This window comes from Lichenihabitans sp. Uapishka_5 (assembly GCF_033947565.1).
Classification (GTDB): Bacteria; Pseudomonadota; Alphaproteobacteria; order Rhizobiales; family Beijerinckiaceae; genus Lichenihabitans.
On record NZ_JARPVX010000087.1, the window covers coordinates 1 to 15,010 of the forward strand.

The 15,010-nt window shown below is 67.1% G+C and carries 12 protein-coding genes, 1 pseudogene and 1 other annotated feature; of the genes and pseudogenes, 8 read left to right on the top strand and 5 right to left on the bottom strand.

Annotated features, from left to right (window positions below):
• On the bottom strand, window positions 1-1,396 hold a 1,396-nt coding region (locus P7D22_RS19455), incomplete at its 3' end, for a methyl-accepting chemotaxis protein (RefSeq protein ID WP_319935916.1).
• A gap of 248 nt (window positions 1,397-1,644) precedes the next feature.
• Between P7D22_RS19455 and acs the strand changes: the two genes are divergently transcribed.
• From acs to P7D22_RS19480, 5 genes are all read left to right on the top strand, one after another.
• On the top strand, window positions 1,645-3,603 hold the full coding sequence (gene acs / locus P7D22_RS19460; protein WP_319935917.1) for an acetate--CoA ligase: 1,959 nt from the start codon (window positions 1,645-1,647) through the stop codon (window positions 3,601-3,603).
• A 215-nt stretch (window positions 3,604-3,818) separates the two neighbouring features.
• The gene (locus tag P7D22_RS19465) at window positions 3,819-4,286 is read left to right on the top strand and encodes a L,D-transpeptidase (RefSeq protein ID WP_319935926.1); all 468 of its coding nucleotides are present in this window, start codon (window positions 3,819-3,821) and stop codon (window positions 4,284-4,286) included.
• A gap of 83 nt (window positions 4,287-4,369) precedes the next feature.
• On the top strand, window positions 4,370-5,062 hold the full coding sequence (locus P7D22_RS19470) for a hypothetical protein (RefSeq protein WP_319935918.1): 693 nt from the start codon (window positions 4,370-4,372) through the stop codon (window positions 5,060-5,062).
• A 15-nt stretch (window positions 5,063-5,077) separates the two neighbouring features.
• Window positions 5,078-5,473 carry a phage holin family protein gene (locus P7D22_RS19475; RefSeq protein ID WP_319935919.1) on the top strand — a complete coding sequence of 132 codons (396 nt, stop codon included), beginning with the start codon at window positions 5,078-5,080 and terminating at the stop codon, window positions 5,471-5,473.
• 29 nt (window positions 5,474-5,502) lie between these two features.
• Complete coding sequence (locus P7D22_RS19480) at window positions 5,503-6,231, top strand: hypothetical protein (RefSeq protein WP_319935920.1); 729 nt, start codon at window positions 5,503-5,505, stop codon at window positions 6,229-6,231.
• A gap of 87 nt (window positions 6,232-6,318) precedes the next feature.
• Here the strand turns inward: P7D22_RS19480 and P7D22_RS19485 are convergent, their stop codons facing one another.
• The gene (locus tag P7D22_RS19485; protein ID WP_319935921.1) at window positions 6,319-6,549 is read right to left on the bottom strand and encodes a DUF1674 domain-containing protein; all 231 of its coding nucleotides are present in this window, start codon (window positions 6,547-6,549) and stop codon (window positions 6,319-6,321) included.
• 132 nt (window positions 6,550-6,681) lie between these two features.
• Here P7D22_RS19485 and P7D22_RS19490 point away from each other — a divergent pair, with 132 nt between their 5' ends.
• Complete coding sequence (locus tag P7D22_RS19490; RefSeq protein WP_442916119.1) at window positions 6,682-8,067, top strand: RsmB/NOP family class I SAM-dependent RNA methyltransferase; 1,386 nt, start codon at window positions 6,682-6,684, stop codon at window positions 8,065-8,067.
• 36 nt (window positions 8,068-8,103) lie between these two features.
• Here the strand turns inward: P7D22_RS19490 and P7D22_RS19495 are convergent, their stop codons facing one another.
• Complete coding sequence (locus tag P7D22_RS19495) at window positions 8,104-8,403, bottom strand: hypothetical protein (protein WP_319935922.1); 300 nt, start codon at window positions 8,401-8,403, stop codon at window positions 8,104-8,106.
• Between the two features lie 183 nt (window positions 8,404-8,586).
• On the opposite strand from P7D22_RS19495, the gene P7D22_RS19500 reads away from it, so the two are divergent.
• Entirely contained in the window at window positions 8,587-11,001 is a 2,415-nt protein-coding gene (locus tag P7D22_RS19500) for a GcvT family protein (protein ID WP_319935923.1), read from the top strand.
• A gap of 45 nt (window positions 11,002-11,046) precedes the next feature.
• On the opposite strand, the gene P7D22_RS19505 is transcribed toward P7D22_RS19500, so the two are convergent.
• Window positions 11,047-12,828: a putative bifunctional diguanylate cyclase/phosphodiesterase gene (locus tag P7D22_RS19505; protein WP_319935924.1), complete on the bottom strand. Its 1,782-nt coding sequence runs from the start codon at window positions 12,826-12,828 to the stop codon at window positions 11,047-11,049.
• A 236-nt stretch (window positions 12,829-13,064) separates the two neighbouring features.
• Complete coding sequence (locus P7D22_RS19510) at window positions 13,065-14,546, bottom strand: SulP family inorganic anion transporter (RefSeq protein WP_319935925.1); 1,482 nt, start codon at window positions 14,544-14,546, stop codon at window positions 13,065-13,067.
• A gap of 61 nt (window positions 14,547-14,607) precedes the next feature.
• Window positions 14,608-14,663 (bottom strand) — a sequence feature (sul1 is cis-regulatory element that is thought to sense ions involved in sulfur or methionine metabolism; They are found in Alphaproteobacteria).
• An 81-nt stretch (window positions 14,664-14,744) separates the two neighbouring features.
• Between P7D22_RS19510 and P7D22_RS19515 the strand changes: the two are divergent.
• Window positions 14,745-14,993, top strand: a pseudogene (locus P7D22_RS19515) (gamma-glutamyltransferase); the annotation flags it as partial.
• Window positions 14,994-15,010 lie beyond the last annotated feature (17 nt).

Genomic DNA, 15,010 nt, shown 5'->3' on the forward strand with positions numbered 1-15,010 from the left:
CCCGGGCCGCCTCGACGCCGGCGTTCAGCGCCAGCAGGTTGGTCTGGAAGGCGATCTCGTCGATGACCCCGATGATCTGGCCGATCTGCTTCGACGACGCCTCGATGCCGGTCATGGCCGCGACCGCCCGACCCACGACAGCCCCGGACCGCTCGGCATCGGTCTTGGCGGTCGCCACCGCGGACCGCGCGTGGTTCGAGCCTTCCGCGGTCTTCTTCACCGTGGCGGTGATCTCGTCGAGTGCCGCAGCGGTTTCCTCCAGCGAGGCCGCCTGCTGCTCGGTGCGGCGCGACAGGTCGTCGGAGGCCGTGGAGATCTCGTTCGTGCCGGCCCGGATCGCGGCGGCGTTCGAGGCCACCATCCGCATGGCGTCCTGCAAGGTGTTCAGGGCGGCGTTGAAGTCGTGACGGAGCTTCTCGTAATCGGGCGCGAGCGACTGGTCGAGGCGGAACGTCAGGTCGCCCTTGGCCAGATGGTCGAGCCCGCTCGACACGGCGTCGACCACCTCGCCCTGTTGGCGTGCGGCCTCGGCCTGGGCGGCTTCGGCTTCGCGTCGCAGCGCCTCGGCCTCCCGGCGCGCCTCCGCGGCCTCGGCCTCGGCGCGGAGCTTGGCCAGAGCGGAATCCTTGAACACCTGGACGGCCGCGGCCATCTGGCCGAGTTCGTCCTTCTGGCCGAGCGCCGGAACCGTGACGGCGTTGTCGCCCTCGGCCAGGCGCCGCATCGCCCGGGTCATGGTCGACAAGGGGATGCCCACCGCCCGCGTGATGCACCATGCCATCAGGATGCCGACCAGCACCGAGGCGAGGCTCGCCGCCATGACGGTCAGGACGATGGCGTGCATCGCCGTGTCGCCGGCTTCCGTGAAGGTGTCCGACCAGGTGTCAACCTTGGTTTCGATCACCGTTTCGGCCGCATCCATCGCGGCCGACAAAGGCGCGGTCGTGGACGACGACACCATGTCGACCGCCTGCGGACGGGTGGCGGGATCGGTGGCCAGGCGGACTTCCTGCAGGATGGCTTGGTTGAGGTAGGCTTCGCTGGCCGTCCTATAGGCGTCGAGATCAGCCACGAAGACCGGCGCATCGGCCACCAGGGCCGCCCGGGCTTTGGCCACGTGATCCCGGAAGGCGGTGATCCCGGCATCGACCTTGGCCTTGTCAGAGGCCGCTGCGGTCAACACGTATTTGCGCACGGCCGCCTGCGACCGGGCCATCGAGCCCCAGGCCTGATCGACCTCGTCCTGGATCAGGTTCGAAGCCGTGTTCAGCCGCTCGACTTCGGCGACGTTCTTGACCGACGCATAGGTGAAGGCTGAGCTGAGCGCCACCACGGCCAACACGGAACCGAAGCCGAGGGACAGCTTCCCGGCTAAACCGATATCCTTGAATCGCAAATCAAATCTCCCGGGCCTGACGGTCGCCACTGCCACCCGGTATGCGAGGCGATTATGAATTTCCCCTGTCGGCCAACCTGCGAGCGAGACCCCTACCGGGTTCGAAGCGGTGGCACGCTTAACCGAGCATGAAGCCGGTTGCGGACGGCGTGCGGGGGCTGCGCCGGCGCTCGCGATCCTTGTCTCGCCTCCGGGGTGCCGCTACCATCGTGCCGAACAGGGATGCACGAACGTCCCGGGAGGAAACGATGTCGGAAGCTGCCGTCCACGAGGTTCCCGCGGGCGTCCGGGAGCATGCGCTGATCGACGCGCCAACCTATACGGAATGGTACGCGGCCTCGATCCGAGACCCCGAAGCGTTCTGGGCCCAACATGGCCGAACCATCGATTGGTTCACCCCCTTTACTGAGGTGAAGGACACGGATTTCACCCGCGGCCGGGTCAGCATCCGCTGGTTTGCGGACGGCACTACCAACGTGGCGCATAATTGCATCGACCGGCACCTCGCGGAGCGGGGCGACAAGGTGGCGATTCTGTGGGAGGGCGACGACCCGGCGAAGTCGCGCGCCATCACCTATCGCGCGTTGCATGCGGAAGTGTGCCGCTTCGCCAACGTGCTGAAAGCCCGTGGCGTCAACAAGGGCGACCGCGTCACCATCTACATGCCGATGATCCCGGAAGCCGCCTATGCGATGCTGGCCTGCGCTCGCATCGGGGCGATCCACTCGGTGGTGTTCGGCGGCTTTTCGGCCGACAGCCTGAAGAGCCGCATCCTGGGTTGCGACAGCCGGGTGCTGATCACGGCCGACGAGGGCCTGCGCGGCGGCAAGGTGGTGCCGTTGAAGAAGACCGCCGACGCGGCGCTCGCCGGTTGCCCGGACGTGTCGAGCGTCATCGTGGTGCGCAACACCGGCGGCCTCGGGGCCGCCCTGTGCAGCCACCCGCGCGACGTGGATTATGCCGCCGCGCGCGACAGCGCCTCCACCGAATGCCCTGCCGTTCCGATGGGGGCCGAGGACCCGCTCTTCATTCTGTTCACCTCGGGCTCCACCGGCGCCCCGAAGGGGGTGCTGCACACGACGGGCGGCTACCTGGTTTATGCGGCGATGACGCACCGCACCGTCTTCGACCTGCGCGAAGATGACATCTACTGGTGCACCGCCGACGTGGGCTGGGTCACCGGCCACAGCTACATCGTCTACGGGCCACTTGCCAATGGCGCCACCACCCTGATGTTCGAAGGCGTCCCGACCTATCCGAGCCCCTCGCGCCTGTGGGAGGTGGTCGACAAGCACAAGGTGACGCTGTTTTACACGGCCCCGACCGCGATCCGCGCCCTGATGGGAGCCGGCGAGGCGCCCGTCAAGGCGACGAGCCGCAAAAGCCTGCGGGTGCTCGGCACCGTCGGCGAGCCGATCAACCCCGAAGCCTGGGACTGGTATTACCGCGTGGTGGGCGACGGCCGCTGCCCGGTGGTCGACACCTGGTGGCAGACCGAAACCGGCGGCCACCTGATCACGCCCCTGCCGGGCGCCACCGCCCTGAAGCCGGGCTCGGCCACGCTGCCGTTCTTCGGCGTGGTGCCGGAGATCGTCGATGGGGAAGGCCGGGTGCTGGATGGCGTTTGTGAAGGCGCGCTGGTGATCGCCGATTCATGGCCCGGGCAGATGCGCACCGTCTATGGCGACCACCAGCGCTTCGAGGACACCTACTTCTCGACCTTCCCGGGCAAGTACTTCACCGGCGACGGGGCGCGACGCGACGCCGACGGCTATTATTGGATCACCGGCCGCATCGATGACGTGCTGAACGTGTCGGGTCACCGGATGGGCACGGCCGAGATCGAAAGCGCGCTGGTGTCGCATGCGGCGGTGTCGGAAGCCGCGGTGGTCGGTGTGCCGCACGACCTCAAGGGCCAGGGCATCTTTGCTTATGTGACGCTGATGCAGGGCACGACCGCCGACGACACCCTGCGCCAGGCCCTCGTGGCCCATGTGCGCAAGGAGATCGGCCCCATTGCAACACCGGACGTCATCCAGTTCGCGCCGGGCCTTCCCAAGACCCGCTCGGGCAAGATCATGCGGCGCATCCTGCGCAAGATCGCCGAAGGCGAGTTCAGCGCACTCGGAGACACCTCGACCCTCGCCGACCCCGGCGTCGTCGATGAGTTGGTCGCGACCCGCCAGACGACGTTGGGACGTCGATAGGCCCCGGTTAACCTTGCTGGCGCAAACAGCCCGCGCCGGCGGCGAATGAGCCCCGGCCGGTAAGTTCGCCTTGATGGGACCGGCGCCAGGGTGCGGCCGCCGGCATGATGCCGGCGTGGAGCCAGCCCATGGGATTCACCTTCCGTCCGCTCGATCGCCGACGCTTCGTGCTCACCGAGGCGCTGCTGGCCGGGCTCATCGTGCTGGCCGCCGTCATGGCGTTTCTGACCACCGTCGTGCCGGTACGGGCCTATGAGCTCGCAGCCTTGCCGGGCTACCGGCCCGGCACCATCGTGGTGAGCCAGCACCAGCGCCGCCTTTATCTCGTGGTGCAGGACGGCACCGCCCTGCGCTACCCCGTGGCGGTGGGCAAGTCGGGGCGCCAATGGCACGGCGTGGTGCAGGTCGACGGCAAATACGTCGAGCCCGCCTGGGCGCCGCCGGCCGAGGTGAAGCGCGCCGAGCCCTGGTTGCCCGATTACATCCCCGGGGGCTCGCCCCGCAACCCGATGGGGGCGCGTGCGCTGACGCTGAGCGGCGACCAATATGCGATCCACGGCACAAACCGTCCGACCTCGATCGGCACGCCCGCTTCCTTCGGCTGCATCCGCATGCTCAACCGCGACGTGGTCGACCTTTACGACCGCGTGCCGGTCGGGACGCCCGTCGTCATGCTGCCGTAAATCGTCGCGCCGCACACGGTCGCGGCGGAACAGAAAGCGCCTCCGGCTGTTGTTCGACAAAGCTTGAACCACAGGGGCGTTTCATGACTGCATCATCCTCGGGGCCGGACGACTGGGCCAACAAGGTTGAGGATCTCAAGGAGCAGGCTTCGGCCAAGGCCGGTTCGACCTTCGATACCGCCTCCAATGCGGCGCAGGATCTCGGCAGCCGCGCCAACGCGGCCGCCTCCGATCTGAAAGGTCGCGCCAGCGACCACGCCGCCGACCTCAAGGATGCAGCGGCGGCGCATGCGGCGGACCTGAAAGCCAGCGTCCAGGCCGGTAGCCAGTCGATCCGCGATTCCGCCACCTCGATTGCGACCGACCTGAAGTCGCAGGCCGCCGGCCACGTCGAAGAGGCCAAGGGCGTGATCTCATCGATGGCCGACGAGGCCCGCAATCGGATCACCGGCATCATCGATCAGCAAAAGTCGCTCGGCGCCGATAAGCTCAGCGGGCTTTCGCGCGCAGCCCATAATGCAGCGAGCGATCTCGACGAGCAGAACCCCCATGTGGCGAAGCTGGTGCGCGACGCGGCCGGCTCCGTCGACATGATCGCCGGCAACCTCCGGTCGAGCAACATCAACGACGTCGTCGCATCGGTCTCGACCTTCGCACGCAAGCAGCCGGTTGCCTTTTTCGCGGGGTCGATCCTGGCTGGTTTCGCCTTGGCACGCTTCATCAAGAGTGAGCCCGCGCCGTCCCCGGTCGGCGACACCGAGACCTCGAAGACCTAGCGTCGGGAGGGCGGGATGAACGAGGCGCAGGGGCGTCCCTCGACCAGCAGCCTGGTCGCCGATGCCATGGCTCAGATGGCGCGGCTGGTCGAAACCGAGATCCGTCTGGTGCGGACGGAGCTCGGAGAGAAGGTGACGGCCGCCGTCAAGGCTGTCGCCATCATCGCGGCCGCGGCCGTGCTGATGCTGACATCGATCGTTCTCTTGTTGATCGGGTGCGTGCACCTGTTGATCTACTTCGGTCTACAGGCTTTCGTCGCCTATTTCGCTGTCGCCATCCTCTTCCTCATCATTGGCGGCGTTTCGGTTTATTTCGCCATCTCGCATCTGACGGCCTCTGGTCTGGTGCCGAAGCGGTCGCTTCGACAGATCGGCAAGGACGCGCGGGCCATCAAGGAACAGGTGTCATGAGCACGTTTTCGGATCAAACCTCTGCCGAGGTGGCCCAGGAGGCCGAAAGCGAGCGCGCGGGCCTCGTCAACACGCTCGATCGCCTGCGGGAAAACCTTCGCCCGGAGAACATGGTCGACGAGATGTTCTCCCAGGCGCAGGCGAACTCTTCCGACATCACCGACAAGGTGTGGGGCATCGTCCGGGCGAACCCGATCCCAGCGGCGTTGATCGGCCTCGGGGCTGCCATGTTGGCCGGTGTCGGCCAGCGTTTCGGATCGAGTGCACGTCAGCGTCCCAACGCGACCTATGACGACGCCTTGTACGATATCGACGCGCCGCGAGACCTGGATGAGGCTTCGTTGTCGGTCGATCCGGCCTGGTCCCATCCCAATAACGCACGCATAGGGTCCTTCGCCATGGATCGTCATCCGGACCATCGCCCGAATTCGGGCTTGTCGCGCCTGCTCAACGAGCAGCCGCTGATCCTGGCCGCCCTTGGCATGGCTGTGGGCGCCGCCGTCGGTTCGGCGATCCGGAGCACCAGCGTTGAATCGCAATGGATGGGCGATGCGAGCGAGTCCGTGCGACGCAACGCCAGCGCGGCGGCCCGCGATCAACTGACACAGTTGAAGACCAAAGCTTCGCAAACTCTGGACCAGATCAAGACAACCGCTGCAGAGCATGGCGTGTCTGCCGAAAACGTATCCGGTCTCGTGCATGACCTTGGAGAAGACGTGCGTTCGGCGGGGCTCGGGAATACGTCGCGGTCCGTTTGAAGGCGGAATTTCGGGTCCGACCGTCGCATCCTACTTGAGGAAACGGCGCCGGTGTCGGCCGATGGTGTCAGCCATCGGCCGCAATTGTCAGAAGTCGCTGGCCAAGCCCTTCACTTCCCAATCACCGTAGCGGACGGGTTCGAGCCCACCCCGCCCGCCCTTCTCGGACGTCGTGTCCTTGGGCATCGGAGCCGACCGACGCGCTGCGGCTTCGTCGAGGGCGCGACGCGCAGCCGCTGAAAGCGGGCGTTGCCTTTCAGGGCCAGAGGGCGCACCATCGGCACTCTCCGCGCTGCTTCGTTCTGCACCGGTCGTCATGGGAACCCTCTCCTATGGTGTCCGCGGCTTATATGGGTACACGGCTCCCATACGTCATCCGACCGTGTTTGGGCCGTTACTTCATCGACGATGCGGTCTACCGATCTCGTATCGTGAATGTCGATCTGATTTATGGCTAGGATACAGGCTCCGCCTTCGCGATCCGGGCATCGACCAAAACCCTGGTCGAAGACATCCGCCGAAGCAACGCCGCCAGTTCCGCCCGGCCTGCCGGCCCGTCTAGCGGCAGCCGCCATCTTGGCTGAAGTGGTCGGCAACGGACGCGCCATCGACGAATACTTTGCCGGCGAGGTTGTTCATAGCCGACTTCTAGGACTCGAGCCTCGCGATCGGGCACTGGTACGCTCGATTGTCACCGTGTCGCTGAGACGGCTCGGAACGATCCGCAAGATCCTGGCCGGCCTTCTCGAACGTGGACTTCCGCGCAAATCGGGAAGTCTGGAATGGACGCTCGTCGTTGCGGCGGCACAGTTGCTGTTCCTCGACGTCCCCGATCACGCCGCCGTGAACTTGTGTGTTCAGGCGGTGCGGAACGACCCGCAAAGCCAGCCCTATGCGGCCCTGGCCAATGCGGTCGCCCGCAACCTCACCAAATTACGCGACAACCTGCCCGAACAGGATCCCCTCATCGATCTGCCACAGTGGATGGCGGCGCGCTGGCGGCAGAGCTTTGGGGCCGAAGCGTTGGAGCGGATCGCCGCTGCCTGTCGCACCGAACCCCGGTTGGACATCACGGTAAAGGGCGAGGCGGAGACCTGGGCCGAGCGCCTCGATGGCGACCTGCTGAGCACCGGCTCGGTGCGGTTGCGGGGCCACACCCCGGTGCCCGAACTGCCTGGCTTCGAGGATGGCCATTGGTGGGTGCAGGATGCTGCCGCCGCCATGCCGGCGCGCCTGTTGAAGGCGCAATGGAGTGAGCGCATCGCCGATCTTTGCGCCGCGCCGGGCGGCAAGACCGCCCAATTGGCCAGCGCCGGCGCCCAGGTGGTGGCGGTCGACCGCTCGGCCGAGCGCCTCAAGCGCCTGGCCAGCAACCTCGAGCGCCTGAACCTGTCGGTCGAAACCAAGGTGGCCGATGTCGTCACCTACGAGGCCGCGCCGTTTGACGCCATCCTGCTCGATGCGCCCTGTTCGGCCACCGGCACCATACGGCGCCATCCGGATGTGGGCTGGACCAAGCGGCTGTCCGACATTGCCTCGCTGGCGACCTTGCAGTCGCGGATGCTCGACCGGGCCGTGTCGCTGCTGCGCCCCGGCGGACGCTTGGTTTATTGCGTCTGCTCGATCGAGCCCGAAGAAGGCGAGACGCAGATCGCAGCCCTGATGCGCCGCAATCCCGACGTGCTGCGCGACCCGATCACACTCGACGAGGTCGCGGGCCAGGCCGAATGGCTGACCGACAAGGGCGAGTTGCGGACGCTGCCATATTTCTCACCGGCCCCCGGGTTCGAGGGCATGGATGGGTTTTTCGCGGCGCGACTGATCCGACGCGCCTGAGCCGGATCGGGTAGGCGACCACATGGGGGCCGCGCCTTAGCGCAGTCGCGTCAACAGCCGCCCGGCCCCGAAGCCCACGAAGGCGATGATGATCTGGATCGTCGTGAACAGCACCACCGCGTTCAGATTGGTGGCGCGCCCATGGATGAGGTTCGCCACGAGGCCATAGGGCGTCGGGTTGATGATGACGGCTACCAGCACGGGCATCCAGAAGGTGCCGCCTCGGAAGCCGAACAAAGCCGCCGCGATCAGCGCCGCCCACCCGTCCCATTGCTCAAGATGCGCCGTGAACCCGTTCAACAGGGTCGACACCAAGCCCTGCAGCGTGTGCAACATGAGAACTCCTTGCGGTCACGGCCGATCTTCGACGCGGGGTGTCGCATGGGGAAGGTCAAGAACCCGTATGCCGCGACACCACACGCGAGACATCGTCGTTTGCCGAAAAGCCGCGTCGGGTGCGAGGATCGATGATGGCGGCGTGGGCGCGCCCGGCGCAGCGGCCGTCATAAAGGTTCGGTGATGAAATCCCAGGCTCAAGTGGTGGTGATCGGCGGCGGCGTGGTGGGAGCGAGCGTGCTCTACCACCTCACCAAGGCGGGCTGGCGCGACGTCATGCTGCTCGAGCGGGCGGAACTGACGGCCGGCTCCACCTGGCATGCGGCCGGCGGCATGCACACCATCAACGGCGACCCCACCATCGCCAAGCTGCAGCAATATACGATCGAGCTCTACAAGGAGATCGAGGCGATCTCGGGCCAGAGCTGCGGCGTCCACCTGACGGGCGGTCTGATGCTGGCCGGCACGCGCGAGCGCATGGATTGGCTGAAGATGGTCAAGGCGCGCGGCCGCTACCTTGGCATGGACCTCGACCTCCTGTCGGCCGACGAGGCGGAACGGCTGTTTCCGCTGATGGACAAGAGCCATTTCGTCGGCGGCCTGTATGATCCGATCGAGGGCCATGTCGATCCTTACGGGGTCACGCATGCCTATGCGCGTGCGGCGCAGATCGGCGGCGCCACGATCGAGCGGCAATGCCGCGTCACCGGCCTCGAGCAATACCCCGACGGGTCCTGGCTGGTGCGCACCGAGAAGGGCGACATCCAGGCCGAGCATGTGGTGAATTGCGGCGGACTATGGGCCCGCGAGGTCGGACGCATGGTCGGCATCGAGCTGCCGGTGCTGGCCATGGAGCACCATTACATCATCACCGAGGACATCCCGGCGCTGGCGGGCCAGCCCGAGCAGCTGCATTGCGTCGACTTCGAGGGCGAGATCTACACTCGCCAGGAACGCGGCGGCATGCTGCTCGGCACCTACGAGAAGAACTGCGTGCCCTGGTCCGAGCGGGAAACCCCATGGGACTTCGGCCAGAACCTGTTGCCGGACGACCTCGAGCGCATCGCGCCCGAGCTCGAGGTCGGCTTCGCGCACTTCCCCGTCTTCAACACGGTCGGCATCAAGAAGGTCGTCAACGGCCCCTTCACCTTCGCGCCCGACGGCAACCCGTTGCTCGGTCCGGTGCGCGGCCTGAAGAATTTCTGGGTGGCCTGCGGCGTCATGGCGGGCTTCAGCCAGGGCGGCGGCGTCGGCCTGGCGCTGGCCAACTGGATCACCCGGGGCGATCCCGGCTTCGACATCTGGGGCATGGACGTGGCGCGCTACGGCGACTGGACAACGCTCGCCTATACCCAGGTCAAGGTGCGCGAAAACTATTCCCGCCGCTTCCGCATCCGCTACCCGAACGAGGAGCTGCCGGCCGGCCGGCCCTACCGCACCTCGCCCATCTATGATCGGCTCGCCGCCAACCATGCGGTCTGGGGCGAATATTGCGGCCTCGAACATGCGCTCTGGTTCGCCCCCTCGGCGGCGCTCGCCCGCGAGGACTTCACGTTCAAGCGGCCGGACACGCACGACATCGTGGCGGCCGAGGTCAAGGCGGTGCGCGAGGGCGTCGGCCTGATCGAGACCACCAACTACGGCAAGTTCGAGGTCACGGGCCCCAACGCGGAAGCCTTCCTGAACCGGGTCATGGCGAACCGCATGCCGCCGATCGGCCGCATGGTGCTCACCCCCATGCTGAACGAGGCCGGCAAGCTGATCGGCGACTTCACGGTGGGGCGCTGGGCGGCGGACAAGTTCCTGGTGGTCGGCACCTATGCGGCCGAAACCTACTACGAGCGTTGGTTCGACCGCTTCCTGCCCGAAACCGGCTGCACAGTGCGGGCCTGCGCCATGGAATATGCGGGCCTCGCCCTTGCGGGACCAAAGTCGCGCGCCCTGTTGCAGACCCTCGTCCACCAGGACCTGTCGACGGCGGCCTTCCCGTTCATGAGCTTCGCCCGCATGGATGTCGGCACCGTGCCGGCGCTCGTCGGCCGCGTCAGCTTCACGGGCGAGCTCGGCTACGAGGTCTGGGTGAAGGCGGATTTTCAGCGCACCCTCTACGACATGCTGGTCGTGGCCGGCGAGCCGCATGGCCTCAAACTGTTCGGCGGCCGCGCCCTGCATACCATGCGGGTCGAGAAAGGGTTCGGCACTTGGGCGCGCGAGTTCCGCCCGAGCTATGGCCCGGACGAAGCGGGGCTCGGGCGTTTCGTGGCGCTGAACAAGGGCGACTTCATCGGCCGCGACGCGGTGGCGTCGGCTCGTGCCGACGGTGGCGGCCCGATGCGTCTCGTGACCCTCGCGGTCGAGGCGACCGATGCCGACGCGCTCGGAGACGAGCCGATCTGGCACGATGGTGCCGTGGTGGGCTGGGTGACGTCGGGCGGCTACGGCCATGCGGTCGGACGCTCGCTGGCGCTCGGCTACGTGCCGAAGGCGCTGGCGACCCGGGACGACGGTTTCGCTGTGGAGATCGACGGCGCGCTTCGGCCGGCGACCCGCATCGAGGGGGCGCCTTACGACGCGGCCGGGCAACGCATGCGGGGCTGAGAACCAGCGGGGCGAGGCGGGCTCTGAGCTCCGCTCACCCCGCCGTCAGTCCCCCGGCAGGCGATCCTGTTTAAGCAGGTCGGCAATGACGGCGCCTGGCTGCGGCCGGCTCAACAGGTAGCCCTGCGCCTGCCCGACTCCCTCGGCCCGCGCCATCGCGAGCTGTTGCGCCGTCTCGACGCCCTCGACCAGCGTGGTGATGCCAAGGCTCGCCCCAAGGCCCGCCACGGCCCGGATGATCGCCAGCGCGTCGGCGCTGGTTTCGGCATCCTGCATAAAGGAGCGGTCGATCTTGATCTTGTCGAACGGGAAGCGGCGCAGGTAGCTCAACGACGAATAGCCGGTGCCGAAATCGTCCATGGCGAAACGGATGCCGGCCGACCGCAGCCGGTTGAGGTTGTCCATGATGGTGTCGCTTTCGTCGAGCAGCGCACTTTCGGTGATCTCGATTTCGAGCCGCGCCGGCGCGAGGCCCGTTTCCTCCAGAATGGCGAACACGTCCGCCGCGAAGGCCTTGTGCCGCATCTGCATGCTCGACACGTTGACGGCCACCACCACGTGGGCCGGCCAGCCGGCGGCGTCGCGGCAGGCCTGGCCCAGCACCCAGGCGCCCAACGGGACAATGAGACCCGTTTCCTCCGCGATCGAGATGAAGGTCGCTGGCGACACGAGGCCGCGCACCGGATGTCGCCAGCGCACCAGCGCCTCGACCCCGACGATCCGGTTGCGATCGCGGTCGAGGCTGACGAGCGGCTGGTAGTGCAGTTCGAACTGTTCCGCCGCCAGGGCCACATGGAGTTCGGCCTCGAGGCTCCGCCGTTGCCGGGCCAGGTCGGACATTTCGGGATCGAACAGCGTCGTGGTCCCCCGCCCCGACAGCTTCGCCTGCCGCAGCGCCAGGTCGGCCTCGTGCAGCAGCGGCTCGAGGTCCTCGACAAGCCCCACGCGGGTGGCGGTCCCGACGCTGGCCCCGATGGCGACTGGGCCGACCGAAAGCCCGAAGGGCGCCGACACGGCATCGACCAGGAGGGTGGCGAATTCCAACGCCGCATGAACGGTCGGCACCCGTTGCAGGATCGCGAATTCGTCGCCGCCGAGCCGTCCGATGCGGTCGCCGCGCCGCAGCACGGCCTGCAGGCGTCCCGCCACGAGGCGCAGCAGCTCGTCCCCGGCTTCATGCCCATGGGTGTCGTTGACGAATTTGAAGCGGTCCAGATCGAGGTAGTGCATCGCCAGAACCGGCGCCAATGCCGACGTCTGTGCCATCAGGGCCCGACCTTCTTCGCGCAGTGCGCGGGCGTTGGCGAGGTCGGTCAGCGCATCATGACCGGCCAGATGAGCGATCTTGGCGGCGCTGCGCCGCTGCTCGGTGACGTCCTCGAAGGTCGATACCCAGCCACCATCCTTCAACGGGCGAAACAAGATCGACAGCACGCGGCCATTGACCAGCTCGCGCAGGATCGGCATCGCGCCACCGGCCTGCAGCGACGCGCGCGTGGTTTCCAGGATGGCGTCGACCGTCACCGACGGCGGATAGCAGCCGTGGGCGATCAAAACCGCGCACACGTCTTCCTGCGACATGCCGCTGCGCAGCCGCAGCGGGGGAATCTCGAAGAGCTCGTGGTAACGCGCGTTGCAGATCACGAGCCGCGCCGCATGATCGAACATGCACAGGCCCTGACTCATGTTGTCGAGCGCGACCTCGAGCCGGGCCACCTGCGTCTGCAGCGACGTCACATCGACGTCCGACGTGTCCCGCACCGCATCGAGCGCGGCGGCCTCGGTGGCGCACCGCAACCGCGGTGTGGGTTCGCCTTGTGGGCCCATGTTGCGGCACCTTGTCGGACTGTTCGCGACGCCCCCATGGCCCGGTCATCCGCAAACAACACCACGGCAGGTTGAGATTGGATGAACGCACGCTTGGGAAAGACAACGTCGTCCTGCATTGCAGACTTGATGCGCCGGCCGGGCAGCAAGTGCATGGTAGACTTGAGCGTCAACCGCCTGCCGATAAGGCAAAGGCCTGGATCAATGCCTAGCAAATAGCCTGATGCTCGCAGCCGCTACCCATGCGGCACCGTCGCGGGCCCGGCTGTGTCGGGCGTCCCGAAGCGCTCCATGAGAGTGGCGCTGGCCTGGTTCAGGCCGATGACCTCGACGATGCGGCCTTGCCGACGCGCCTTGTAGACGAGCTTGTCGAGCGCCCCGACGGCCGAGATGTCCCAGAAATGCGCGTCCTGCAGGTCGATCACCAGCCGGTCGAGCGGCTCGGACACGTCGACCGACTCCGCCAGCGTGCCGGCGGACGCGAAGAACACCTGTCCCTCAACGAGATAGGTGCGGGTTCGGCCATCCTCCGACAGCACGGACGACACGCGGCTGAGACGCGACACCTTGCCGGCGAAGAACACGCCCGAAAGCAGCACGCCCACCAGCACTCCGCGCGCGAGGTCAGCGGTGGCCACCACGGTTCCCACGGTGGCCAGCATGACGACCGACGACGGCAGCGGGTTGCTGCGCAACTGCGCGAGCGAGCGCCACGCGAAGGTGTTGATCGACACCATGATCATCACGGCCGTCAGCGCCGCCACCGGCACGATGGCGAGCAGATCCTGCAACACCACGAGCAGCACCAGCAGAAAGGCGCCCGCCACCAGGGTGGACAGCCGCCCCCGGCCGCCCGACGACACGTTGATGACCGACTGCCCGATCATGGCGCAGCCGCCCATGCCGCCGAACACCGCCGACGCCATATTGGCGAAGCCCTGGCCGACGCATTCGCGGCTCTTCGGGCTCGCGGTATCGGTCATGTCGTCGACGATCTGGGCAGTGAGCAGCGATTCGAGCAGGCCCACGGCCGCGAGCGTCAGGGCGACTGGCGTCAGGATGCGCAACGTCTCGAAGGTCCAGGGCACCTGCGGCAGCCCGAAGCTCGGCAGCGCCGACGGCAGGGCGCCGAGATCCGCCACCCGGCGCACGTCGAGATGGAACACCACCGTGACGATCGTCAGAACCGCGATGGCGACGAGCGGCGACGGCACGGCCTTGGTGAGCCGGGGGAAGCCGTAGATGATGGCGAGCCCCAGCGCGATCAGCCCATAGGTGGCAGGCGGCACATGGGTGAGTTGCGGCATCTGGGCCAGAAAGATCAGGATGGCCAGCGCATTGACGAAGCCGGTCATCACCGATTGCGACACGAACCGCATCAATCGCCCGAGATGCAACAGCCCGGCGACGATCTGGAACACGCCCATCAGGATCGTGGCGGCGAAAAGGTATTGCACTCCATGGTCGTGCACGAGGCCGGTCATCAGCACCGCGGTCGAGGCCGTGGCGGCCGACACCATGGCGGGACGCCCGCCCGTAAAGGCGATCACGCAGGCGATCACGACGGACGCATAAAGGCCAACCTTGGGATCGACGCCCGCGATCACCGAAAAGCCGATCGCCTCGGGGATCAGCGCCAGCGCCACCACGATGCCGGACAGAACTTCGACACGCGGGTTGGCCCACCACGCGCGCGTGTAAGACAGAACAAAGGTCATGATGTTTGGTCCGCAAGAGACGGATGCTGGCCAAAACGGCCCGCGTTCATCGTCTGGTTTGCGTGGTCCGGCGGATCGGCGGCCGGAAGAGCCACCCGGAATTGCACCGGGTCCTGTTGAATGCCTCCGTGGTAGCAGTCATCACTGCCGGGATGCAAGCGGGTGGCCCCGAATCGGCTGCCCAGGCCGGAGTGCCCCATGTCCGAGACCCCAAGCTTTTCCCACGCCGCCGTGGCGGCGCCCCATCGGCTGGCCGCGCAGGTCGGGCGGGACGTGCTGATCGAGGGCGGCAACGCCATCGAGGCGACCGTCGCCATGGCGGCCTCGATCGCGGTGGTCTACCCGCACATGAACGGCCTCGGCGGCGACGGCTTCTGGACTATCGGCGAGCCGGGCCGCGGCGGCGGCCTCGGGCCCGTGCGGGTCGTCATGGCGGGGGGCCCGGCTCGCCGATAGTCCAGAAG